This is a genomic window from Pseudomonas sp. CFBP 13719 (assembly GCF_014842095.1).
Lineage (GTDB): Bacteria > Pseudomonadota > Gammaproteobacteria > Pseudomonadales > Pseudomonadaceae > Aquipseudomonas.
Map to the genome: position 1 here is coordinate 17,148 of NZ_JACYVB010000003.1, position 23,056 is coordinate 40,203.

13 protein-coding genes are annotated in these 23,056 nt (G+C 62.9%); 6 read left to right on the forward strand and 7 right to left on the reverse strand.

All coding sequences use genetic code 11. From position 1 onward, the window contains the following. Nucleotides 1-32 precede the first annotated feature (32 nt). Complete coding sequence (locus IFT57_RS10475) at nt 33-5,126, reverse strand: dermonecrotic toxin domain-containing protein (RefSeq protein ID WP_192151330.1); 5,094 nt, start codon at nt 5,124-5,126, stop codon at nt 33-35. Between the two features lie 171 nt (nt 5,127-5,297). Continuing rightward, nucleotides 5,298-5,615, reverse strand: coding sequence for an SCP2 sterol-binding domain-containing protein (locus tag IFT57_RS10480; protein ID WP_185793470.1), 318 nt, complete (start codon nt 5,613-5,615; stop codon nt 5,298-5,300). A 249-nt stretch (nt 5,616-5,864) separates the two neighbouring features. Here IFT57_RS10480 and sohB point away from each other — a divergent pair, with 249 nt between their 5' ends. From sohB to IFT57_RS10495, 3 genes are all read left to right on the forward strand, one after another. After that, nucleotides 5,865-6,890 (forward strand): protease SohB, encoded by a 1,026-nt coding sequence (sohB, locus tag IFT57_RS10485; RefSeq protein ID WP_122795740.1) that lies wholly within the window; start codon nt 5,865-5,867, stop codon nt 6,888-6,890. A 96-nt stretch (nt 6,891-6,986) separates the two neighbouring features. After that, nucleotides 6,987-11,381, forward strand: a complete 4,395-nt coding sequence (locus IFT57_RS10490; RefSeq protein ID WP_192151331.1) for an NEL-type E3 ubiquitin ligase domain-containing protein — start codon at nt 6,987-6,989, stop codon at nt 11,379-11,381. A 91-nt stretch (nt 11,382-11,472) separates the two neighbouring features. Then, nucleotides 11,473-16,482, forward strand: coding sequence for a dermonecrotic toxin domain-containing protein (locus IFT57_RS10495; RefSeq protein WP_192151332.1), 5,010 nt, complete (start codon nt 11,473-11,475; stop codon nt 16,480-16,482). A 78-nt stretch (nt 16,483-16,560) separates the two neighbouring features. Here the strand turns inward: IFT57_RS10495 and IFT57_RS10500 are convergent, their stop codons facing one another. The 4 genes from IFT57_RS10500 to IFT57_RS10515 form a co-directional block, all read right to left on the reverse strand. Further along, nucleotides 16,561-17,055 (reverse strand): DUF934 domain-containing protein, encoded by a 495-nt coding sequence (locus IFT57_RS10500; RefSeq protein WP_122714129.1) that lies wholly within the window; start codon nt 17,053-17,055, stop codon nt 16,561-16,563. Next, complete coding sequence (locus IFT57_RS10505) at nt 17,039-18,697, reverse strand: nitrite/sulfite reductase (RefSeq protein WP_192151333.1); 1,659 nt, start codon at nt 18,695-18,697, stop codon at nt 17,039-17,041. Before IFT57_RS10505 ends, IFT57_RS10500 begins: the two co-directional genes overlap by 17 nt. A 516-nt stretch (nt 18,698-19,213) precedes the next feature. After that, nucleotides 19,214-19,375: a hypothetical protein gene (locus IFT57_RS10510; protein ID WP_192151334.1), complete on the reverse strand. Its 162-nt coding sequence runs from the start codon at nt 19,373-19,375 to the stop codon at nt 19,214-19,216. 13 nt (nt 19,376-19,388) lie between these two features. Then, the gene (locus tag IFT57_RS10515) at nt 19,389-19,691 is read right to left on the reverse strand and encodes a DUF1883 domain-containing protein (RefSeq protein WP_122476881.1); all 303 of its coding nucleotides are present in this window, start codon (nt 19,689-19,691) and stop codon (nt 19,389-19,391) included. 149 nt (nt 19,692-19,840) lie between these two features. Between IFT57_RS10515 and IFT57_RS10520 the strand changes: the two genes are divergently transcribed. Next, nucleotides 19,841-20,191 (forward strand): hypothetical protein, encoded by a 351-nt coding sequence (locus IFT57_RS10520; RefSeq protein ID WP_192047198.1) that lies wholly within the window; start codon nt 19,841-19,843, stop codon nt 20,189-20,191. Nucleotides 20,192-20,198: 7 nt separating this feature from the next. On the opposite strand, the gene IFT57_RS10525 is transcribed toward IFT57_RS10520, so the two are convergent. Continuing rightward, nucleotides 20,199-20,489 (reverse strand): hypothetical protein, encoded by a 291-nt coding sequence (locus IFT57_RS10525; RefSeq protein WP_240998717.1) that lies wholly within the window; start codon nt 20,487-20,489, stop codon nt 20,199-20,201. Nucleotides 20,490-20,749: 260 nt separating this feature from the next. Between IFT57_RS10525 and galU the strand changes: the two genes are divergently transcribed. Beyond that, nucleotides 20,750-21,592 carry a UTP--glucose-1-phosphate uridylyltransferase GalU gene (gene galU, locus IFT57_RS10530; RefSeq protein WP_192151335.1) on the forward strand — a complete coding sequence of 281 codons (843 nt, stop codon included), beginning with the start codon at nt 20,750-20,752 and terminating at the stop codon, nt 21,590-21,592. 104 nt (nt 21,593-21,696) lie between these two features. Then, entirely contained in the window at nt 21,697-23,055 is a 1,359-nt protein-coding gene (gene gorA, locus IFT57_RS10535; RefSeq protein WP_192151336.1) for a glutathione-disulfide reductase, read from the forward strand. Nucleotide 23,056 lies beyond the last annotated feature (1 nt).

Sequence of the window (23,056 nt, forward strand, 5' to 3'; positions counted from 1 at the left end):
ATCTTTGCGCCTAATGGAACCTGAAAATATCTTCAGGAAGATGACGACGTGAACACCTCCTGCCCCAGGCGGAAAACCAGCAGCGTGACTGAATCGGCATTGGCCATGATCAGCTTCGAGCGCACGTCGGGGTCGGTCCGGAAGGACACGCGGGCGTCGGCCAGGTTGGTCTTGCCCGTCAGTCGCAGAATCGTTTTGTGCTGACGTCCGTCGCTGGGGCGAAAATCGCGTCGACCATTGGAACCCATGCGAGTGAACAGCTTGGCAACCGGCGTACTCAATGACAGCGCATCCTGGCGGATCTTGAGCAGGCTGCGCGCATACACCTGCGACTGCCCATGCGTGCCGCCAAGGTCATCAAAATGCTGGTGCAGCGGCTGGAAGGTGTCGAGGTAAGCCAGGTCCACGGTCCTGAGCACCTGATGGCTGAGTTCGTGCAGCAGCGATGCGGCCTGATGGTGCGCATAGAGCTGCGCTGGAGTGCGTTCTCGACGGGAATACATCAGGGTCTCGATCGGCAGGTCGAAAAATTTCTCGGTCAGGAATATGCGTTTTCGCGGATCGCCTTCCCAGACGAAAGCGTGGTTGCCCTGATGGCCCACCTCGTTGAGCCCGTCCCAATAGCGCGGGGATGAGTGTGGATCCAGGGCATCGCTGGTCAGTGCGTCCAGCAACTGCACACAGCCACTGCGCAGGCGTTGCAGCATGGCCGGCGTGACGTCCACCTCGAACACGTCGGTCAGAATGTCCAGGGTCTGCGCCGGCAGGGGTATGTAGGGATATTTCTGGTTGAGATTTTTCAGCGCAATGCGCAAGCACTCGATTGCATGGGCATGGGCGCGTACGATCATCTGGTGATGACGAGGGTAGAGCTGGCGGATCTGCTCGCTGCCCTCCGCCAGAGTGATGTATACGTCGGGTATGTTGATGTCGGTGATCCAGGTGTCGTAGCTGTCCATCAAGGAATACCCGGCGCCCATTCGCGCAATCTCGAGATCGGCGTGCCACTTCTGCTGGTCATCCAGGGTGATGGTTGGCCCTTCACGGCCTTTGCTGACGATGTACCAACCTTGCTCGGCGCGCTTGACCTCCATGACCCTGCCATCGACGATGGCATAGCGATGCAGGGTGTCGGCGCTTTCATACATGTTGAGCAGGGCGTCATGCTTGAGCCTGTTCAACGCCACGTCGGTGACTTCCAGGGTGGCCAGTTCAGCACTTAGGCCGCGGTAGGACCGGTCCCCCACCAGCGCCCTGGGTACGTTGTCGGTGCTTTCGGCATCCTCGATTTCGCGCTTGAAATGCTCGGCGCTGCGGCGCGCACCGACGATGGAAGCCAGGGCGGCGACGAAGTCGGCCAGCGCCTCGCCCCAGTTTCTGCGACCGATCGCCTTGACCGAGTCGTTGAGCAACTGCTGAGATTGGTAAAGCGCCACCAGGGACCCGACGGCGCTGGGCAGGATCATCGCGCCTTGCTCGATTCCCAGCTTGACGATGTGACAGAACGCATTCCAGCTCGCTTCTCCCGAAGACATGGTCTGCTGGCGAGCCAGCAGTTGGATGAGCTGGAGATTGTCTTCGAACAGGTAGTACAAGGCGTTGCCTTGCTCTGGCTGATCGAGCAGGGTAATGGTCGGCGGTTTGCCCAGTCTCTGGCCGTCGTTGACTTCGGTGGTCCACGGGATATGAGGCTCGCTGAAGCCGGAATGCTCATAGCGTGAATGCACCTCTTCAGGCAGCCGGCTGAGGATCTGCGCCTGAAGCGTGGCGTTGGTCTTGACCTGCTCGAGCAACTGGGCCCGCGAAGCGTACTCGCGCAGAGTATCCGACTCGCCATAGCAGGTGTAGAGCACCACCGGACCGCTGTCGGGTTGCACCGGAGCGATCAAGTACATGCCACAGGCGATATCGGCTGGCATGCCCACGTCCGGGATCAACCCCAGCGGGCCAAGGGTGATCCTCTGGCCATTCAAAGGCTCGCGGGCCACGCCATCTGGCATCTCCACCACCTGGGCGATCATGTCGGTTGCCGCCGGGCTGATCTTGCCCTGCATTTCTCGTTCCATTGCGTTGCGCAGCATCTGCGCCGGCAGGGCCTTGGCGAACAGAAGACGGCGCAAGGCATAGTCACCGGAAGTCGTGGAAAGCCTGGCAGCCAGCAGCTTGCGGTATTCGCCGCCAACATCTGCGTCATCGACCACTTTGCGGACCTGGTGCGTGGTCGGCACATCCATGATCAGCGAGGGTGGGTCCAGGCTGATGTGCATTTCGCTGGACAAAGATCCGGAGAATTGGGTTATCGCCCACTCGGTCAGGGTTTTGGTGCGACTGTCCAGCGTACCTGTGCCCATCATGCCGCCACTGCTGATACCGCCGCCGCTGGTATCGGTCAGCTTGATCACTACCCGGTCCGGATTGTGCGGCCCTGCTGGCCAGAGCTTGGCCATGGACGTGCGCAAACGCGCGCGCGAGAAATCGCCGATGAATGGAATCTGCGCCAGGTAGCTGCTTTTCGTGTTGGCAGTGGCCAGGCAGCGTCCGAGGATGGCGGTGTAGCGGGAGAGCTGAACCGCGCTGGCGCGCTTGATCCAGGGCGGCAGCAGCTCGGCGAGCTGCACGTTGGCTGCATCGACGGCCAATCGGTCCAGACCGATGGTGAGCATGTCTTCACCCCGGCTGTAGTCGGCGTTGCGCTGAAACAGCTTGGCCGAGAAACCGCATTCGATGGCCAGCGCCATGTCGACGCCGATAGCGGTGAGCTGGCGATGACACTCGATCGCATCGAGCTCGGTGATGAAGTCGCCGGCAACCGCGCGGGTTTCCACTTGCACGCCTGACACCGTAGCGGCCTGAAAGTGTTCCAGCAATCTCGTCATCACGGCGGGGTCCAGGCCCCTGAGCCAGGGTGCGCGGGCATCGGGGTGGTTGATGGCGGCAGCGATGGTTTTTTTCATCTGCTGCAATGAGTCGAAGGCATACAGCCCATGGTGGCCGGACCACATCAGCACCGGGCCGCTCGGTTCGGAGTGGCGATGCAGCACGAACATGTCGATCAGCGGGACGGTGTTCGTTTCCGAAGGCGTTTTCAAATAGATGGCATGCACGTCGGTGTCGGTGGCATTGCGCAGGCGGGCCGTAGGGTAATCGACCACCGTGGCAAGCAGCTCCAGCAGCGCCTTGTCGATGGTGCCTTCGCGACGGGCGATGGCCAGGTTGGTACGCAGGCCGATTTCCCGCAGGGCCCGCCGCTGGCCTGGCAAGTCATAGGCACCCAGATAGGGCGGTTGCGCTGCCGACATCCGTCGGCGGACCAGGCGGCGGTAGGTTTGTGTCAGCGCCGGGCTGCAGGCCCGCACGAGCTGCTCTATCTGTTCGACGTCTGGCCAACTGACTTCCACGCCGGCCTGGTCCAGCACCCGATCTGCCGAGGTCAGCGAGGTCAAGATGGCGCCGCTGGTCCGCTCCAGAAAGTAGTCGGTCAGACCAACCGCGGCCAACTCCGGTGCGCCGGCAATGTGCAGGTGCAGCTCCTTGGCCGACAACGGCGACTGCATGGCCAGCAGGCCAGGTGCAAGCAGGACACGCACGCCGTCTTTGACGGCCAGGCTGCGTTGCACGATTGATCGTTGTCGAGTGCGCAGGGTTTCGATCTGCAGCAGCCAGTTGCTCTCACCCTGATCCTTGGCCTGTTCCACGGCCTGCACGACGGAGCCTTCGATTGGGTGGTCGGCATCGAGCCAGTGCAGACGAGGATGGACCAGATTGCGCAGATCCAGCGCCTGAGCGACGGCCAGAAGAGGCGAGGGGCGCAGCTCGGCCTTGTTGCCGAGCACTTCCGACACGCGACGGCGTTGCAGGTCGATCAGCCCATCTGCCAAGGCATCGAAGCCTGGCCCGGTCACGGCCAGGCGCTCGGGTACAGGCAGGATTGTCGTGTTGAACAGCCTTTGATCGCGCTCGACGACCCTCAGGCTGTCGCCTGCCTGGGAGGCCAGGCCCTGCAGATAGCTGTTCAACGCTTCCAGGTCGGCACAATGCGTCAGCCCCTGATCCGTGCTGAACAGGTGATACCCGAGGCTGCGCCGGTCGGCGTCGCTGATGATCAACAGACCGGGCCAGGCCACGGGCTTGTCGCCCGGTGCTCCGGGGGTATTGAACTGCAGGGTTTCCAGGCGCAGGCCGGCAGGCGGCTGCAGGGTCGCCACCGACTTGAGCAGCCCCAGTTGAGCAGTGCTGACGCGCAAATGGCTTTGTGCTTCGAGCACGGCGCTGAGGTAGGCCGTTTGCAGGCTGTCGCTCAGTCCATCTCGCAGGCTCACACGCTCGTTCGTGGGCGTGGCTTTCCAGAAATCGGCCAACGCGGCGGCATAGTGTGTAGGCAGTTGTGTCGTGGTCTCTTTCAGGGTCGTGCCGTAGCACCGCGCATCGGCCTCGCTCAATGTCTGCCCGTAGACGCCCAGGAATCGATGCTCACAATCGGGTTGCGGCAAGTCGGCCAGCACGTCCACAGCGGCATCGAGCAGGCGCTGCACATTGGTCACCGCCTGGGTCTGCCGGTCGATGCGGTGCACCTTGTGAGTGCGCGGGACGATAGGATCGCTGGCGGGCATCGCGGTACGCAGCGCTGCGGTCAGGCGTTGGTCGAGGATGTCGATCAGCCGCGGCAGTTGCTGCCAGGTGCGGTCAATCGCTTTGAGGCGCCGTGCCTGCGCCAGGATGATCGATTTCATCCAGCGCTTGAAGGGCGCCTGCGTCAGCGACAGCCATTTAGGCTCGCGCGTCTTGTCCCAGCGCCTGCTGACCTCGAGTTGCGAGCGGGCGACGAGTGCTGCGCGCAAGGCGGTGCCACTGTCGAACGGGAGGATGCCGGTCTGTGGCGAGTAATAGTACGCTGCCGGTTTGTCCGCATCGGCATGGGTGATGCGCAGCCCGCAAAAGACCCCAGGGTCGGCGTTGTCCAGCAGGCAGACCTGCATGTCGTCCGGGATGCTCGGTTGATCCGGCAGGCGACGCAGCCAGTCGTATTCGACGACGCTGATTTGCTCCGTGTCCAGGGCCTGAGTAAGTTGGCGAGACATGCACTGGGCAAGTTGACGCGAATGAAACCAGGGGAGGGTGTTGGCCATGATGCGCTCCATCGACGGTTCAGGCGGCGGGTGCCGGCCTGGGAGCGGTCAAGGCTAGAGCGATGCGATGGCGCGACAGCTGTACATATGTGACGGGGAGCGGGGTGAAAGACTCGGCGAACATGCCCCGAGTCGTGGTCGGGGCATGTCGTCGGTGCTGCGAGGCGGTGGTCAGACCGGAAACAGTTCACTCAGCTTCATGGCCAGCATCATGTCGCCTTCGGCGCGCAGCTTGCCGCCCATGAATGCCTGCATGCCGTCGGTTTCGCCGCTGACGATGCCTTTCAGGGTTTCGCTGTCCATGACCAGGGTCACGTTGGCGTCCGGGTTTTCGCCTTCCTGCAACTCGCAGGTGCCGTCCTTCACGAGCAGCGCGTACTGCTTGTCTTCGTCGGTGATGTTGAAACCGAATACCAGGTCCAGGCCTTTGGCGGCTTCCGGATTGAACTTGGCTTTCATGGCGTGTACGGCGTCAGCTACGGAGGTCATGGTGCGGTCCTTTTGTTGGAGGTATGCAACGATCGCGAGGGCTTGGGCGGCCTGACTCGATAGGGCAGGGAAAGTCCTGCGAGGTTAGGGGGGGTATCAACGCCTGTCAACGAATAATCATACGTGCGTTTGAATGGCTCGTTTGATGGCGATCGTTTCACGGCTGGCCCAAGGCTTTGCCCCCCGGTATGCTGGGCTCATTCCATCGCCCGCCTGGCTTGGCGGGCGTCATGCATGTAAGGAGTCACCGTGGAGTTTTTCGCCGATTACGCCGGATTTCTGATCCGCACCGTCACCGTGGTCGCTGCCATCCTGGTGGTGTTGGCCGCCATCGCGTCGCTGCGCGCCAAGGGTCGGCGCAAGCCGGCCGGCCAGTTGCAGGTCAGCAAGCTCAATGACTTCTACAAGGGCCTGCGCGAGCGGCTCGAGGGTGGGCTGTACGACAAGGACAAGCTCAAGGCCTTGCGCAAGGAACAGGCGAAAAACGAGAAGAAAGCCAAGAAGAAAAAGCCTGACAGCAAGCATCGGGTCTTCGTCCTCGACTTCGACGGCGACATCAAGGCTTCCGCCACCGAGAACCTGCGTCATGAAATCACCGCACTGCTGACCTTGGCCACCCCCAACGACGAAGTCGTGCTGCGCCTTGAAAGTGGCGGTGGCATGGTCCACAGCTATGGTCTGGCTTCCTCGCAACTGGCACGTATCCGCCAGGCCGGCGTGCCGTTGACCGTGTGCATCGACAAGGTAGCCGCCAGCGGCGGCTACATGATGGCCTGCATTGGCGAGAAGATCATCAGTGCGCCGTTCGCCATCCTTGGCTCCATCGGCGTGGTCGCGCAGTTGCCCAACGTCAACAAGCTGCTGAAGAAGCACGACATCGATTTCGAGGTGCTCACCGCCGGCGAATACAAGCGCACGCTGACCGTGTTCGGCGAAAACACCGAGAAGGGTCGGGAGAAGTTCCAGGAAGACCTCGACGTCACCCACAAGCTGTTCAAGAGTTTCGTCGCCCATTACCGCCCGCAGCTGTCGATCGACGATGTGGCCACTGGCGAGGTCTGGCTGGGCGTGGCGGCGCTCGACAAGCAGCTGGTCGACGAACTCAAGACCAGCGACGAGTACCTGGCCGAACGGGCTCGGCAGGCCGAGGTGTTCCACCTTCATTACGCCAAGGCCAAGAGCCTGCAAGAGCGTGTAGGCCTGGCGGCCAGCGGTTCGATCGAGCACCTGGCCGGCAAGGCCTGGGAGAAGCTCAGCCAGCAGCGTTTCTGGTAACGTCCAGCGTTATGTAGCACCGGGCGCTTCGGGCGCCTTGCTCCACTGGGCAATCTGCGGCATGTCGCCGTGGATTGCCTGGATTGGAGCGTACTTTTGGTTACCCCAGCACTCTTCCCACATGTCAGCGACACCCCCGCCCATTTCGCCGTCATCGCCAGCCATGTCCCCGACTGGTTGCAGGCGGCCGATCCCCCGGCTATCCGTGCCTACCAAGAGGCCTTGCGCCGCAGCCGCGCCAGCCAGGCGACGGCGCAGTACCTGGCCAGTGACTTTGTCGCCCCGGCCGATTTTGCCCGCTCCCGTCTGCAACAGGCATTCGACGCCGCGTTCGGTTCTGCGCAGGGTATTGATGTCACACGCGCCGAATGGGTCGAGTTCGACCGCGGCTCGGCCATCCTGGGCCGACCGCTCAACGTGCGTAGGCGCACCTTGCTGGAGGCCGCCATGGCCAATTTCAGCGAAGAGGAAGCGACCCCGGGCCACTTCACCAGCGACACGCTGCTCCTGCAGCCCGACGCCTTGCAGTTGAAGGTGAACGAGCAGGGACTGCGCTGGGGCTACAGCTGGCACTATCAGGTCAAGGATACAATCGCGGTGCAACCCCACCAATTCGCCAAGCTGTGCCGCGAACTTGATCTGGGCCAGGCTTACCAGCAACGCTTCAATGAAGTGTTCAGGCCCACGGCGATCCGCAGCCAGTGGGTCAAGGGTGCATTTCGCAGCAATATCCGCAGCGAGCTGGCCGTGCAGGCGCAACAGGCGTTGTTGCAAGGTCGTCTCGATGCACAGGCCTGCAAAGTGGTGCAGCAACTGATTGCGGACACGCCTGGCGTGGTGAAATGGGCTGGTCAGCCAGTGATGCTGTGCGATCTGCGGGGGCTGGTCACCTGGGTGCACGGCGGCACGGCGCTGCACGGGTTGATGTCTATCCAGACCAGCACCCAGTCAAGCGCGCCTTGTATCGTCTACATGCCCGGCGCTGCCGACGGTGCACTCAAACAGTATGAAAGCTTCGATGCGTTCAGCTCCGAATTGCGCCTGCGGTTGCGTGACGGTGAGTTCCAGAGCTATTTCGCCTCATTCGTGGCCGAGCCCGAGCGGCGTGAGTTCTTCCTGCGGCTGAACAACACCTTGCGTCCGCAACGGCTGAGTTGGGGCGTTGCCCAAGGGCCAGTGGACGATCCGGATGCCGATATCGGTTTACGCAGAACGGTCAACGCCGGGCCTCTGGTACCGATGCTGAACGAGGCGATGCTGGCCATACGCGAGGCGGCGGCTCGCTACTCAATAGTTCCGACTGCCGATATCGACACGGCCGAGCGGCAGGCGCGGTGGATGCACTACCTGCAGCAAGGGGTGACGCTACTCAACGTTGCGGCATTGTCCGTACCGGCTCTGGGCGTGCTGATGGCGGCCGCAGGCACCGTTCAGTTGCTCGGTGAGCTGTTCGTCGGTATGGACGACTGGACGCACGGGCAAACCGAAGAAGCGGCAGCGCACTTCTTCGATGTGGCCGCCAACCTCGCTTTGGTCGGGGCGACGGCTGCGGCCGGCGTAGCGTTGGCGCGCAGTCCGTTCGTGGCCGGCATGCTGCCGGTCGTCGATCGGGCCGGACGTACCTGCTTGTGGCCAACGACCCTGGAAGCCTTCGCGGCCCGCGAACCGTTGCCGGAGACGGTCGTGCCGAATGCGCAATGGCAATATGCGCATGGCGGCAGTAATTATATCAAGCATGAGGGGTTGTTCTACCGACAGAGCTACGACGTCAAGACCGCCTCTTGGTACATCGAACACCCTGCAGCCGACGTCGATTATCGGCTGGCCCTGACTCACAACGGCGAGGGCGCCTGGCGCGCCGACCACGAAGACCCGGGGCGGTGGACGGCCATCCAGGCGTTGCGCCGGTTCGGACCCGCGCTCGAGGGGCTCGACGATGCCGCGCTGCAACGGGTCCGTCAGGTCAGCGGGATCAGCGGGCGCCAGTTGCGCCAGCTGCATCGCTCCGGGGGCAAATTACCGGCGCTGATCAGGGCGTGCGTCGATGACCTGCGCGCCGAACAAACAGTGCTGGCGCTGCCGGCGAACGAGCGTGTGGCTGCGCTGGCAGGTCTGCGCAAGGTTGCGCCGGTACTGGCTGCCGATCACCCGGCGGCGCCGTTGCTCAGGGACTTTCCCGGCCTGCCGCAGGTGGTCGCCGAGGAACTCGCCGCTAGCGCCAATGACCGCGAGCGAACGCAGCTCGTTAGCGCGTCCCAGGTCCCGCTGCGCTTGGCCAGCCAGGCACGCTCGAGCCTGTGGGAGGTGCAGCTCAATCGCGCGATCCTCGGCTTGACCGGCGCGGGCAATGGACAAACCGCGACACTGCGAAAAGGCCTGATGGCGGGCATGACCGAGCAGCAGCAGCGAACCCTCTTGCCTCACAAGCTCTTGGCCATGGCAGTCAGGGATCGACCACGGGCCGCTCGGCTCATTGGCCAGCGCCGCCCCAGAGCCTTCCTGGCGCCCGAGCGCATGGCAGGAGACCGCTGGGGATATCGTCTGAGCGGCCGCGGCGGTCGTGGCGACGAGGGCCGGAATGAAATGGCGCAACCCACGCAGCCCCTCAGCGCTGTGCGGCAACAGGCACGCGTCGACGAAGGACGACGACTGGATGCCTTGCTTGGCCGCTGGGCACAGGAAACCACCACCACACCCGGTGCCGACGGGCAAGCCATTGCGGTCGCCAGCGCAGATCGCGAACTGGCGCGCCAGCGCATCATGGCCGCCTGGCGGGGCGAGGCACCCCTGGCGCAGGACGACGCCGGAGAACTGTCTCAGGTGCTCGACCTCTCGGAGTTGCGCATCGGCGCACTGCCCGTGCTGGAGGGAGACTTTTCCCGGGTTCGCTATCTGTCGTTGGAGCAATGTGGGCTGACGGAGTTGACGCCTGGGTTTCTGGAAATGTTTCCCCATCTGGAGCATCTGGAATTACAGAGCAATTACCTGACCCGCATCCCGCCGGGTATCACGGCGTTGAGCGAACTGCAGATGATCGCGCTCGACGATAACCGTCTGCAGGCCTCGCCGACGATGTTCGATGAGGTGGCGTCGTTGCCCAGCCTGCAAGCACTGGTGCTGCGTGACAACCCGATGCAGCTGCCCGAGCCCGCGGTGCAGCGCCTGGCCAACCTGTCCTCGCTGCGTTACCTGGCCCTGGACAACACGGATGGCCAGGCCATGGCCGAGCACTTGCCCATCCTGGCCAGGCTGCCGAACCTGGAAAGCCTCTGGCTGGGGCGCAATGGCATGACCTTGACCCCTCAAGCCATGCAGGCCCTGGGCAGCCTGCGCAGCCTGGACTATCTTAACTTGTCGGGCAACCCGCTGGGTCCGCACCTGGACCTGAGCCTGCTGGAGGACATTGGCGCCTTGGGCCTGCGCGACTGTCAGTTGCAGCAGTGGCCCAGTGGCTTGACGGCCTTGATGGATCGTCAGCCGATGCGCCTGCGCTGGGTCGAGTTGGACGACAACCCTATCGTCGAAATACCACCGCTGCATGCGCTGGCTTTTTTTCGCGGCGAACCTCGAGTGCCTCGCCCCTTGAGTCTGTCTTTCACACACTTGAACGCCGTTGCAGTCAGCCGCTTGCAGGCCGTAGGCGTGGTGTTCGACTACCTGCAGATTCTCACCCAATCGGCCGACGTCGAAGCTGCCGCACGGCTTGCCGGCCTGCGCGCGATGCCGGGCAGCGAGCGCTTCGTGCAGATTCTGGGCAGGCTCAGCGATACGGCGGACTACCGCACGGTCCCGGTCAGTCTGGCCGAACGTGCCTGGAGGGTCATCGACGCGGCAGCGGCGTCACCCTCCCTGCGCGAGCAACTGTTCGCCATCGCCCAGCGCCCGGAAACCTGCGGCGATCAGGTGATGGCCCTGTTTGCCGACCTGGAACGGCAACAGATGTATCACCAAGCCGCCGACCCCGCCCTCGACGGCCCGCAGCGCAGTGGCCAATTGCTCGGATTGTCACGCAGCCTGTACCGCCTGGACCGCGTCGACAGCCTGGCGCTGGCCGATGTGCGGGCCCGTGCTGCTGCGCGCGATATCGACGTGGACGAAATGGAAGAGGTTGAGGTGTTGCTGGCCTACCGGATTGGCCTGAGCGCACGGCTGGGTTTGTTGAACCAGCCCCATGGCCTGCTGTTCGGGGCTATCGAGCCGGTGACGCCGGCGCAGCTCGACACGGTGGCCAGCCAGGTGCTGCAGCAGGAAAGCGATGCAACGCTGCTGGAGTGGCACATGAGCCAGGAGTACTGGCTCGATTACCTGCGCCGTGAACACCGGGTTCGGCTCGACGCCGCACGCGCACCCTGGCTCGCGCGGAAAGCGCAGCTGCAGGCGCGCGACTACGACAGCACCTATGACGAAACGCTGGTCAGCCTGCAGGTCGAGCTTCAAGCCGCCGAAATGACGGTTCTGCGTGCCCTGACCCAGGAGGCCATGGCGCAGTAGACACCCCGGGGCGACTGCGGTGCATGATTACCGCAGCCGCCTTGGGCATTGCTGGTTTTCTGGACGTTTCATGAAGCCAGGAAATCCAAGCATGTCTACCACCGATACTGCATTGCCGGGGCGCCACGATGCGTTCATTCGCGAGCGCATCCCTGCGTGGGTCACGGCCATCGGCACGACGCAACTGAATCAGTTGCAGCGAACGCTGGTGTCCGAACAATTCACCGTCGACGGCCCACAGCCCTGGTTCACCGCCGCGTCCAGCGAGCTTCGCGAGGCCTTGCTGTCGGCACAGGCCCTGCGCCAGCGCTGTCGTACCGATCTGGGCCAGGCGCTGGCCGGGTTCAAGAGTGTGATCGCTTTCGCCGAACCGATCCTGGCCGAAGCCATTCGGATGCGTTTCGGTACCCCGTTGAATGTCCATGCCACCGATTTCGTTCGTATCCAGACGCGCGAGCACTTGCTGGGTCTGGAAAACGATTACGTGCCGCAGCCTGAACAGCTGCTGATGGCCGCCCTGGGCAATTTCGTCGCCGATCCGGATTTTCATCCGCGCACAGTATTGGCGCCGTCAGGCAGCGTCAAAAAGACCGGACCGTTCCCGCGAGGACCTTTCACCAGCCGCTTCGAGTACCGCATCGACAACCCGTTGCCGATCGAAGCTGGCCGGTTCGCAAGCCTGGTCCGCCAGCTGGATCTGGGTCGTCTTTACCAAACACACCTGAGCGAGGTATTCGAGACCACGGCCACCCGGGCTGCGGTGGCAAGCGCGGTGGACGCTGCTCGCAGGGCCCAGCTGCGTGTGCTGGCCCATGTCGCACGGATGAAGCAGCAGATCGACGAGCAGGGCTTCAGGGTGGTCGAAGGCGTGCTCGCAGGGCGCGCCGAGCGCTGGGCTGGGGGCCTGGTGCAGTGCTCGCGGCTGACCCTGCTTGGCTCGGCTCTGCACGATGTGGTCGTAATCGGCCCGGCACGCGGTACGGGACAGGCCACGGCGGCCTCGCCGTGTCTGGTCTGGCTGCCCGGCGATCCGCACGCACCGCTCAAGCAGTACGCTTCATCGGCCGAGTTCGTCCAGGCGCTGGCCGCGGACTTGATCAAGCCCGACTATGCCCGCAGCTTCCTGGCGCGCATCGCCCAGAGTGAGCGCGCCGAGTTCCAGGCGCGCCTGGAGCGACGGCTGTGGCGCAGCGAGAACGTCGACCGCGGGCGCAAGATAGCCGTGGTCAATGGCCGCCCCAATCTGGACATCGTCGAGGTCCTGGTGAAGGGCGAGCTGTTCGCCCACCTGCACGATCGCCACGTGGACTGGCTCAAGGCCGAAGCGAAGGGGCTGGCGGTACCCACCGATCGGATCGACGCCGATCAACGTCAGGCGCGCTGGAGCGAATGGCTGGAGGAGGGCGTTTCGCTGATGAATCTGGCAGCGCTGTTCGTTCCGGCACTTGGCGAGGTGATGGCGCCCGTCATTGCCCAGCAGTTGATCAGCGAGGTCTATCACGGTGTCGAGGCATGGGAAGATGGCCGCACCCATGAAGCCTTCGAACACTTCAAGGGCATCGTCGGCAACCTGGCGTTGGCCGTGGTTGCCCACGGCGTTGCCGCCGATTTCGGCACGACCTACCGCAGTGACGGGGTGGTCGAAGAGATGCAGCCGGTGAGGTTGCCCGACAGCAGCCAACGTCTGCTGCACCCGGATCTGCAGGGCTACCGGGCAGCGGACCTGCCCCCTGCTGTCGAGGCTGATGGCAACGGCGTCTACCGGTACCTGGGCAAGACGTTCATCAAGCTCGACGATCACATTCATGAGGTGCAACTGAACGCCGAACAGACCGAGGGCCATCTGCTTCACCCCAGCTCATCCACCGCCTATCGCCCAAGCGTTCGGCACAATGGCGCCGGCGCGTGGCAGCACGAGTTCGAGCAGCCGTTGCAATGGCAAGGCGCCAGATTGATGCGGCGGTTCGGCGCCATGACCGAGCGGCTCAGCGACCAGGACTTGCTGACCCTGGCGGAGATTCATGCGGTGCCCGAGGATCGATTGCGACGCCTGCACGTCGAGCAGCAACCCATGCCAGCAGCCCTGCACGAGGGTGTCGTTCGTTACCGCGCCCATCAGGACGTTGCGTCTCGCGTACCCCAGCAGGGTGCACAGGGGGCTGCAGATGAAGAAGATGCGCGCCTGTGGGCCTCTTTGGTCGAGCGCCAGCAACCCGCTGCCAGCGACGAGGCTCGGGTCCTGTGTCGTGATTTTCCAGCACTGCCAGTGCGAATCGCCAATGAAATCGGCGCACAGGTGAGTGACGCCGAGCGCTCCCGCATACTCGACGCGCAACGCTTACCTCTGCGTGTGGCCGAGCAGGCCCGCGCCCGGTTGGCACAGTGGCGTGCGAGTCAGGCCTGTAGCGCGCTCTTTCTCGAAACCGGCGGCTCTGCGGACCGCGACACGCTGGTGCTTGGCCTGTTGCCCAGCCTGCCGGGATGGACAGGCAGGGTACGCATCGAACTGCGCAGCGGTGGCGTGGCCGGAGGAGTGACGGCGGCGGCGGGCGCTGAACTTGACAGCGAACTCAAATACATTGTTGCCCGCGACGGGCGTTACCGGGCCTTCGATGCGCACGACCAGGAGCTTGGCGGCTGGATGGATCTGTACAGCGCCATCTGCCGCGCATTGCCGGATACCGAACGCGCGGCACTGGATCTCACTACCAGCGCCGGTGAGGCCCTGCAGCAGCGAATGATCGGCCTGGTCAAGGCTGATCGCCCGCGCGTGTCGCGACTGCTGAAGCAGCGCCAGGTGCAGCCATGGTTCAAGTCGCCGCAACGCCACGCTGCGGGCATCGGCTACGCGCTCAGCGGGCGGGGCCAGCCAAGCTTCTGGCAGAACCGGCGGTTGCGCAACCTCTACCCAAGTTTGTCGAAGACGAGTCTGCAGCTGTTGCGGGACTCCCTGGTACGGCCTGACGAATCGTTTGAAATTGCACTCCAGCGCCTGGAGCAGGAACTGCAGGTATTGCAGCGCGAACTCAAGGCCTGGCGGCGCCGCGAGCCTGCGCAGGTGCGCCGGGAACAAGTGGCTCGGGATATCATCAGTGCCTGGCGACGCGAGACCACCACGCTGGATCTCAGCGGGCAGCCGGTGGGCGAGTTGCCTTTGATTGTCGCCGACTTCAGCCATGTGCGGCACCTGCGCATGGGCTTGATGGGGTTGCAAAGCGATCCGTCCTTCTTCCTGTCGGTCTTTCCCAATCTCCTGAGCCTGGATCTGACCAACAACTGGCTGACCAGCATTCCCACGCAGGTGCGCGCGTTGACCAAGCTCATGACGCTGGAACTCGACGAGAACCGCCTGTCTCTCGCGCCCGACATGTTCGATGCATTGATCAGCCACCCGACCCAGACGGCACTGCGCTACCTGGGCCTGAAGCGCAGTTTCGTGACCCGAGTGGTCGCGGGGGAGGCAGTGGATAACGTGCTGCCTGCCGCGGCGATGCAAACGCTCGCTCGAATCCCTCACTTGCGAGCCTTGGATCTGGCGAGCAACGCGCTGACCCTGGACGACGCTGCCTGCGTGGCGTTGGGGCAATTGCGCGAACTGGAAACCTTGCGCCTGCAGCGCAATCACATTCACCTGACCGAGGCAGGACGCAGCGCGCTGGCAGGCCTGACCCGCCTGCAGACCCTTGATTTGAACGGCAACCCGCTGGGACTACCGCCGGTGGTCGAAGGGATGCTGTCGCTGCGCAATCTGGGTTTGAGCGGGACCGGTATCGATACCTGGCCGCCGGGCCTGACGCAGGTCTTCAATCGTCTACCCCAGGTGATCAGGATCGCCAACCTCAGCAGCAACGAGATCGTTCGCGTGCCCGTTCTGGAGCACAGCGCCATGGCGCAGATCAATCTGAACCTGCTCAACCCGGGTCGTCCGGTGCTCAACCTGGACAACAATCCATTGTCGGAGCGCAGTCGCCAGCGGCTACGTCGAGCGGGGCTGTTTCCGCGTCGGCGTTGGACCGGCGGGGCGGGCGCGCCGGCTCCGGCTGTGGCCGATCAGCGCTGGCTCGAAGGCTGTGATCCAGCGCTTGCGGCGCGCATTGCGGACGACCGCCGCAGTGAGGGGGCGGCTGCTTTCTATCGAATCATGGATCAGGTCACCCGCACGGCGGGATATACCCGCCATGCCCGGCTGTACAAACGACGCATGTGGGCGATCATGGAGGCGCTGGTCCCGCCGACAGTGCTGGCCGAAGGCGACGGGCTGGGCGTGGTGGACCTGCGCCAGCAGCTCTTCGATCAGGCAACCTTGATCGAGAACACCTGCGGCGATGGTATCAGTGTGGTGGTAGACGACTTCGAAACCCGAGTATTGGCATGGCAGGCTGCATCCACCGCCATCGACGGTGGGCCGGCGATGCTCAAGCCGTTGTCGAGGTTGAGTCGCCAGCTGTACAAGACTGCGCTGGTGGATGAATACGCCGTGCGCATCACCCAGGCGCGTCTGGATCGGCGCGAGGCGCTACTGGCCGGCAATCCTGCCCCTTCCCTGTTGCCGTACGACCAGCTCGGCGACCCGGTGTTGCGCGCCATCGCGCCGGACGAGGTAGAGATTCGCCTGCGATTGCGTGAGTTGTTGCAAAAACGTCTGGGCCTGCGGCAGCAACCCGAGACACTGTACACCGAGCAGATCGGCTCAGCCGCCGTGGAGCATGTCGCCCGCGCCGTGCTGGAACGCGCCACGGACGCCGGGCTGACCCATTGGCTGGTGGATCAGCCGTTCTGGCAGTTGTACCTGCACAAAGTGTACTCGGCGCGCCTGAACACGCTTTCGGAGTTTTGGGCCGAGGTTATCAATCACTTCGAGGAAGCCCTGGATACGCACGGCGAATTCACCGACGAGGCGGCGCGGCTGACGCGTGTATTGCAGGAGCTGAAGACGTTGGCGCCCGATGTGGTGTGGCAGACCGAGCAGGGCAGTGCTGCGAAGGTGGTGCTGACCGAAAAGGCCACGCTTGACCTCTACGCAGTCATCGATCAGGCCCGTCGAAAGGCGTTGGACGTGCTCTACCGAGAGCTGACCGAGGCAGTGCTGGTCGGTTCGTAGGCGGCAGCACGCCGCGTAATGCCGAGGTGCAACCGCCGCATGGGAACAGGCGCGGCGGTTACAGCCTGCAACGGCGACTCAGCGGCGACGGAACAGTGGCAGCGGTTCGTCGGTGGCGGCCTGGTAGCTCACGGAAAAGTCCTTGAGACTTTCCAGAGCTTCGTAGGGATCCTTGTCGGCGCGCAGCGCGAAGGCATCGAATCCGCAACGGTGCAGGTAGAACAGCTGGTCGCGCAGCACGTCGCCGATGGCGCGCAGCTCGCCTTTGAAGCCATAGCGGTCACGCAGCAGGCGGGCATTGGAGTAATTGCGCCCATCGGTGAAGGCCGGGAAGTTCAGGGCGATGACCTGGAACTCGTTGGCCACCTCACCGATTTCCTCGGCTTCTTCGTCGCTGTCCAGCCATACGCCCAGGCCGCCGTCACGGGCCTTGAGCGCCGAACCGTGCTCGCGCCACAGGGCGAGGGGCACGATCAGATCGTCGCAGTTGCTGATGCCGTCGAATGAGGTGTCCTTGGGCAGCAGGTGCCAGGTTTCGTCGACGACTTCGTTGTTCTTAATGATTCGCTGCATAGACGCGCTCCTTGAAAGGGTCGATGCCGATTCGCTGATAGGTATCGATGAAACGCTCGTCTTCGGTGCGTTTTTCCACGTACACGTCGATCAGCTTGGAAATGACATCCGGCATGGCGTCCTGGGCGAACGACGGGCCAAGGATCTTGCCCAGGCTGGCGTCGCGGCTGGCGCTGCCACCCAGGGACACCTGGTAGAACTCCTCGCCTTTCTTGTCCACGCCGAGGATTCCGATGTGGCCGACGTGGTGGTGACCGCAGGCGTTCATGCAACCGGAGATATTGAGGTCGAGCTCACCGATGTCGAACAGGTAGTCCAGGTCGTCGAAACGGCGCTGGATGGATTCGGCGATCGGGATCGACTTGGCATTGGCCAGTGAGCAGAAATCACCGCCTGGGCAGCAGATGATGTCGGTCAGCAAGCCGATGTTCGGCGTGGCGAAACCGCCTTCGCGCAGCTCGTTCCAGAGGCTGAACAGCTGCGCCTGTTCGACGTCGGCCAGAATGATGTTCTGCTCGTGAGAGGTGCGCAACTGGCCGAAACTGTACTTGTCGGCCAGATCGGCGACGGCGTCCAGCTGCTTGTCGGTCAGATCGCCTGGGGCCACTCCGGTGGGCTTGAGCGACAGGGTCACGGCCACGTAGCCCGGCTTCTTGTGGGCCAGGGTATTGCGCGAGCGCCAGCGGGCGAAACCCGGATGCTGGGTGTCCAGCTGGGCCAGGTTGGCGGCGAAGTCGGGCAGGGCCTTGTACTCAGGGTCGACGAAGTGCTTGGCCACGCGGTGCAGTTCGGCCTCGGTCAGCGTGGTGCTGCCGCCGCGCAAGTGCTGCATCTCGGCGTCGACTTTCTGTGCGAAGACTTCCGGCGTCAGGGCCTTGACCAGAATCTTGATGCGGGCCTTGTACTTGTTGTCGCGACGGCCATAGCGGTTGTACACGCGCAGGATGGCATCGAGGTAGCTGAGCAGGTCCTGCCAGGGCAGGAACTCGTTGATGAACGCGCCTACGACCGGGGTGCGGCCCAGGCCGCCACCGACCAGTACGCGGAAGCCCAGTTCGCCGGCGTCGTTGTGCACCGGCTCCAGGCCAATGTCGTGCACTTCGATGGCTGCGCGGTCGGTGCTGGCACCATTGACGGCAATCTTGAACTTGCGCGGCAGGTAGGCAAATTCGGGGTGGAACGTGGTCCACTGGCGGACGATCTCGCACCACGGACGCGGGTCGATCACTTCATCGGCGGCGACGCCGGCGAATTGGTCGGTGGTGACGTTGCGCAGGCAGTTGCCGCTGGTCTGGATCGCGTGCATCTGCACGGTGGCCAGCTCGGCCAGAATATCGGGAATGTCTTCCACGGCCGGCCAGTTGAACTGCACGTTCTGTCGCGTGCTGATGTGCGCGTAGCCTTTGTCGAAGTCGCGAGCGATCTTGGCCATCATGCGCGTCTGTCGCGATGTCAGCTGGCCATAGGGCACGGCGACGCGCAGCATCGGGGCAAAACGCTGGATGTAGAGGCCGTTCTGCAGGCGGAGCGGGCGAAATTCTTCTTCGCTCAGTTCGCCAGCCAGGTAGCGGCGGGTCTGATCTCGGAACTGCTTGACGCGGTCCTCGATGATCCGTTGATCGTACTCGTCATAAACGTACATGGTGATCCTGTTCTCAGGCTGTCTTGTCGCATCATCAGAAAAGCACGCGCACGGTCGCGGGCTCTCGACAGAGCCGACGGAAGATAACAGTTTGTAAATAGACGTAAAAGTGATGTTTGAGTATATGCACAGAACCAGAATGCATATGCCCAAGGTACCTGTCACCCCGTAGGAGCGGTCATCGGCCGCGAAGGGCGCACCGCGGAGTGCCTGCGGGACCGCAGTGACCTTTTCGCGGGCAGAGCCCGCTCCCACAGGTATCGCAATCACCCCGTAGAAGCGGTCATCGGCCGCGAAGGGCGCATCGCAGAGTGCCTGCGGGACCGCAGTGAGCTTTTCGCGGGCAGAGCCCGCTCCCACAGGTATCGCAATCACCCCGTAGGAGCGGTCATCGGCCGCGAAGGGCGCACCGCGGAGTGCCTGCGGGACCGCAGTGACCTTTTCGCGGCCACTGACCGCTCCTACGGGTATCGCAATCACCCTTGTCGCGAAGGCCGCAATGCGGATCCAGGTGGATCAAAGGGCCTTGCTGACGTGAATGTCGCTGATATTCGCCGCATCTTCGCCATGCAAGGCAGCGAGCGCAGCATGTGCTTCTTCCAGCGAGCCGGTGGCCAGGTGGGCGAAGTCCCAACGGCGCTGGCCGTCGAGGTTGTAGCGGATCACATACTTGATCATGGGCGCGCCTGCATCAGGTGAATTTCGAAGCCGTGCGGCGCACGATCTTGATCTTGTGGGTGAAACTGCTCTTGCGTGCCACGCTGGACAGCTTGGTGCCCGCAGTGTCGATGGTGATGTTCCAGAAACCGGTGCTCGGTGCGCTGATCTTGGCCGGGAAGGTATCGAACGCGCCGCCGTGGTAGGTATGTCGACCACCGTTCTTGAAGCTGCGGAAATTGGCATCGCTCATCAGGCGGATGTTGCAGAGCTGGGAGCACTCGATGACGACCAGGTCATCTTCATTGAGGTGCTCGCGCTGGTGAACGAATTTCATGGGCTCTCCACTGTTGCAGGTGCGCGAATTACAGATGCGCGCAAAAGCGCAACGATATCATGCGCGTCGCGAGACGGATAAATTCTACCGATGCATGGAGCAAATTCATGACCTTGCGGTCACAGGGTATTTAATGACGGAGATGCATCATGAAGTGGGCCTGGTTGACGGCAGTGGTATTGCTCGGTGGTTGTGCCACCGTGACGGACATCGAGAAAAGCCCCGAGACCATGAGCGTGATTTCCGGCAAGACCCCCAAGGAGTATTCAACCTGCGTGGTCGCCCAACTGAGCGACAGCCGTGGGCCGTCGCTGATCGAGCAGAAGCATGACGGCTATCGGATCATCGTTCCGCAGAAACTCTCCAAGGATCCAGCCGCCGTGCTGATCGTCGACGATCGTTCCGGCGGCAGCAGCATCAAGGTGCACGAACGTCTGTCGAACGTACCGCTGCGCCCGGCCGATGTGCGTCAGGCGGCCGAGAAATGCATTTCCGGCTGAGCCGTTTCTACTTGCACACCACCACAAGGCTGCGGGTCTGGTAATTGCCAAGGTCGGCATCCGCCAGCCCGACCTCGCCGGTGCGCCGCGGTACACCCTGCGTCGCGACCGTCTGATAGCCGGCAGGGCACTCCAGGCGGGCTTGTTCGTCGCACTTGTCCCAGGACATGGCTTGGCCCGAGCAATCGATGTTCAGGCCCTGTTGGCCGTTCTTGAGAATGGTGGGCGAGGTGCTGGCGCATGCCGAAACGGCAAGCACGGCAAGGGAGGCCAGGGTAGTGCGCAGGAGGGTGCTCATCGGGCGGGATTCTTCAGGTAGACAAGGGGGCCGCTATGCGGTGGCGCAATGCTATACACTGGCAGGCGGCAAGGGTAGTTGTGCAAGGAAATTTTCCGTTGCTCGACCGGTGTAGCAATATTTACCTTGCAGTGGAACTATCTGCATCAGGATTTCTCTATCAACCAATCGGTTGGCCAGCGGCAGGCATTGTTAGGTAGTCGACGCCTGAACCCGACTGTGCCGTAACTCGTCAGCATTGCTCTTCTGTAAGGACTCACATGATCAAGAAATGCTTGTTTCCAGCGGCCGGCTACGGTACTCGCTTCCTGCCAGCGACCAAAGCAATGCCCAAGGAAATGCTGCCGATCGTCAACAAGCCACTGATCCAGTACGGCGTTGAAGAGGCCCTGGAAGCTGGCCTGAGCCAGATTTCCATCGTGACCGGTCGCGGCAAGCGCGCGATCGAAGACCACTTCGACATCAGCTACGAGCTGGAAACCCAGATCAAGGGCACCGAGAAGGAAAAGTACCTGGTCGGCATTCGCAAGCTGATCGACCAGTGCACCTTCTCCTACACCCGTCAGGTGCAGATGAAAGGCCTGGGCCACGCCATCCTCAGCGGTCGCCCGCTGATCGGCGACGAGGCGTTCGCCGTGGTGCTGGCGGACGACATGTGCGTGAATCTGGACGGCGACGGTGTGCTGCAGCAGATGGTCAAGCTGTACAACCAGTTCCGCTGCTCGATCGTCGCCATCCAGGAAGTCGATCCCCAGGAAACCCACAAGTACGGTGTGATCGCCGGCGACATGATCCGTGAAGATATCTTTCGCGTGACCAGCATGGTTGAAAAGCCACAGCCTGAAGATGCGCCGTCGAACCTGGCCATCATCGGCCGCTACATCCTGACCCCGGACATCTTCGACCTCATCGAACAGACCGAGCCAGGCAAGAGTGGCGAGATCCAGATCACCGATGCCCTGATGAAGCAGGCCCAGAACGGTTGCGTGCTGGCCTACAAGTTCAAAGGCGAGCGTTTCGACTGCGGCGGCGCCGAAGGCTACATCGACGCCACCAACTTCTGCTTCGAAAACTTCTACAAGACCGGCAAAGCGTTCATCTGACGCCCAATCGGTTAGCATGATCGACGCCGCTGCCCTCTGGACAGCGGCGTTCTTGTTTATGGCTACGGCCCGCGTGCGGGCCGTGCAGGTGCCAGGAGAGCAACATGAGCTATGACTTCGATTTATTCGTGATTGGCGCCGGTTCCGGCGGCGTGCGTGCGGCGCGTTTCGCCGCAGGGCTCGGCGCGAAAGTGGCAGTGGCTGAAAGCCGCTACCTAGGCGGCACCTGCGTCAATGTTGGCTGCGTACCCAAGAAGTTGCTGGTCTATGGCGCCCACTTCGCCGACGACTTCGAGCATGCCAGCGGCTTTGGCTGGAGCCTGGAGAAACCTTCGTTCGATTGGCCGACGCTGATTGCCAACAAGAACAAGGAGATCGAACGGCTCAACGGAATCTATCGCAACCTGCTGGTGAACAGCGGTGTGAAGCTGCTGGAAGGCCACGCACGCCTGCTGGATGGGCACACGGTCGAAGTGGATGGCCAGCGTTTCAGCGCCGAGCACATTCTGATAGCCACCGGTGGCTGGCCGCAGATTCCCGATGTGCCGGGTCGTGAGCATGCCATCACCTCGAACGAAGCGTTTTTCCTCGAGCAATTGCCCAAGCGGGTCATCGTAGTCGGCGGCGGCTACATTGCCGTCGAGTTCGCCGGGATCTTCAATGGCCTGGGCAGCGAAACCACCTTGCTCTATCGCGGCGAGATGTTCCTGCGTGGCTTCGACGGTGCGGTGCGCAAGCACTTGAGCGAAGAGCTGACCAAGCGGGGCATGAACCTGCAATTCAATTCCGATATTGCCCGCATCGACAAGCTTGACGACGGCAGCCTCAAGGTGACCCTCAAGGACGGCCGCGAGCTGGCGGCGGACTGCGTGTTCTACGCTACCGGGCGCCGGCCGATGCTGGATAACCTGGGGCTGGAAAATACCGGCGTGCAGCTGGACGACAAGGGTTTCATCCAGGTCGACGAGCAGTTCCAGACCACCGAGCCGTCGATTCTTGCGCTGGGCGACGTGATTGGCCGGGTGCAGCTGACCCCGGTGGCGCTTGCCGAAGGCATGGCCGTGGCACGTCGCCTGTTCAAGCCCGAGCAGTATCGCCCGGTGGACTACAAGCATATTCCGACGGCGGTGTTCAGCCTGCCGAACATCGGCACCGTGGGCCTGACCGAAGAAGAGGCGCGGGACCAAGGGCATTCGGTACAGATTTTCGAGAGCCGTTTCCGCCCCATGCAGTTCAGCCTGACCCACAGCCAGGAGCGCACCCTGATGAAGCTGGTGGTCGATGCAGATACCGACAAGGTGCTGGGTTGCCACATGGTTGGCCCCGATGCGGGCGAGATCGTTCAGGGCCTGGCAATTGCGCTCAAGGCAGGTGCGACCAAGCAGGTGTTCGACGAAACCATCGGCGTGCATCCTACCGCTGCCGAAGAGTTCGTGACCATGCGTACCCCGGTCGACGCCTGAG

Coding starts and splice junctions, on each gene's coding strand:
- IFT57_RS10520 (WP_192047198.1), top strand. CDS start 19,841: ATGAAGTGGGCCTGGTTGACGGCAGTGGTATTGCTCGGTGGTTGTGCC.
- IFT57_RS10475 (WP_192151330.1), bottom strand. CDS start 5,126: ATGGCCAACACCCTCCCCTGGTTTCATTCGCGTCAACTTGCCCAGTGC.
- gorA (WP_192151336.1), top strand. CDS start 21,697: ATGAGCTATGACTTCGATTTATTCGTGATTGGCGCCGGTTCCGGCGGC.
- IFT57_RS10505 (WP_192151333.1), bottom strand. CDS start 18,697: ATGTACGTTTATGACGAGTACGATCAACGGATCATCGAGGACCGCGTC.
- IFT57_RS10500 (WP_122714129.1), bottom strand. CDS start 17,055: ATGCAGCGAATCATTAAGAACAACGAAGTCGTCGACGAAACCTGGCAC.
- galU (WP_192151335.1), top strand. CDS start 20,750: ATGATCAAGAAATGCTTGTTTCCAGCGGCCGGCTACGGTACTCGCTTC.
- IFT57_RS10510 (WP_192151334.1), bottom strand. CDS start 19,375: ATGATCAAGTATGTGATCCGCTACAACCTCGACGGCCAGCGCCGTTGG.
- IFT57_RS10515 (WP_122476881.1), bottom strand. CDS start 19,691: ATGAAATTCGTTCACCAGCGCGAGCACCTCAATGAAGATGACCTGGTC.
- IFT57_RS10480 (WP_185793470.1), bottom strand. CDS start 5,615: ATGACCTCCGTAGCTGACGCCGTACACGCCATGAAAGCCAAGTTCAAT.
- IFT57_RS10525 (WP_240998717.1), bottom strand. CDS start 20,489: ATGAGCACCCTCCTGCGCACTACCCTGGCCTCCCTTGCCGTGCTTGCC.
- IFT57_RS10495 (WP_192151332.1), top strand. CDS start 11,473: ATGTCTACCACCGATACTGCATTGCCGGGGCGCCACGATGCGTTCATT.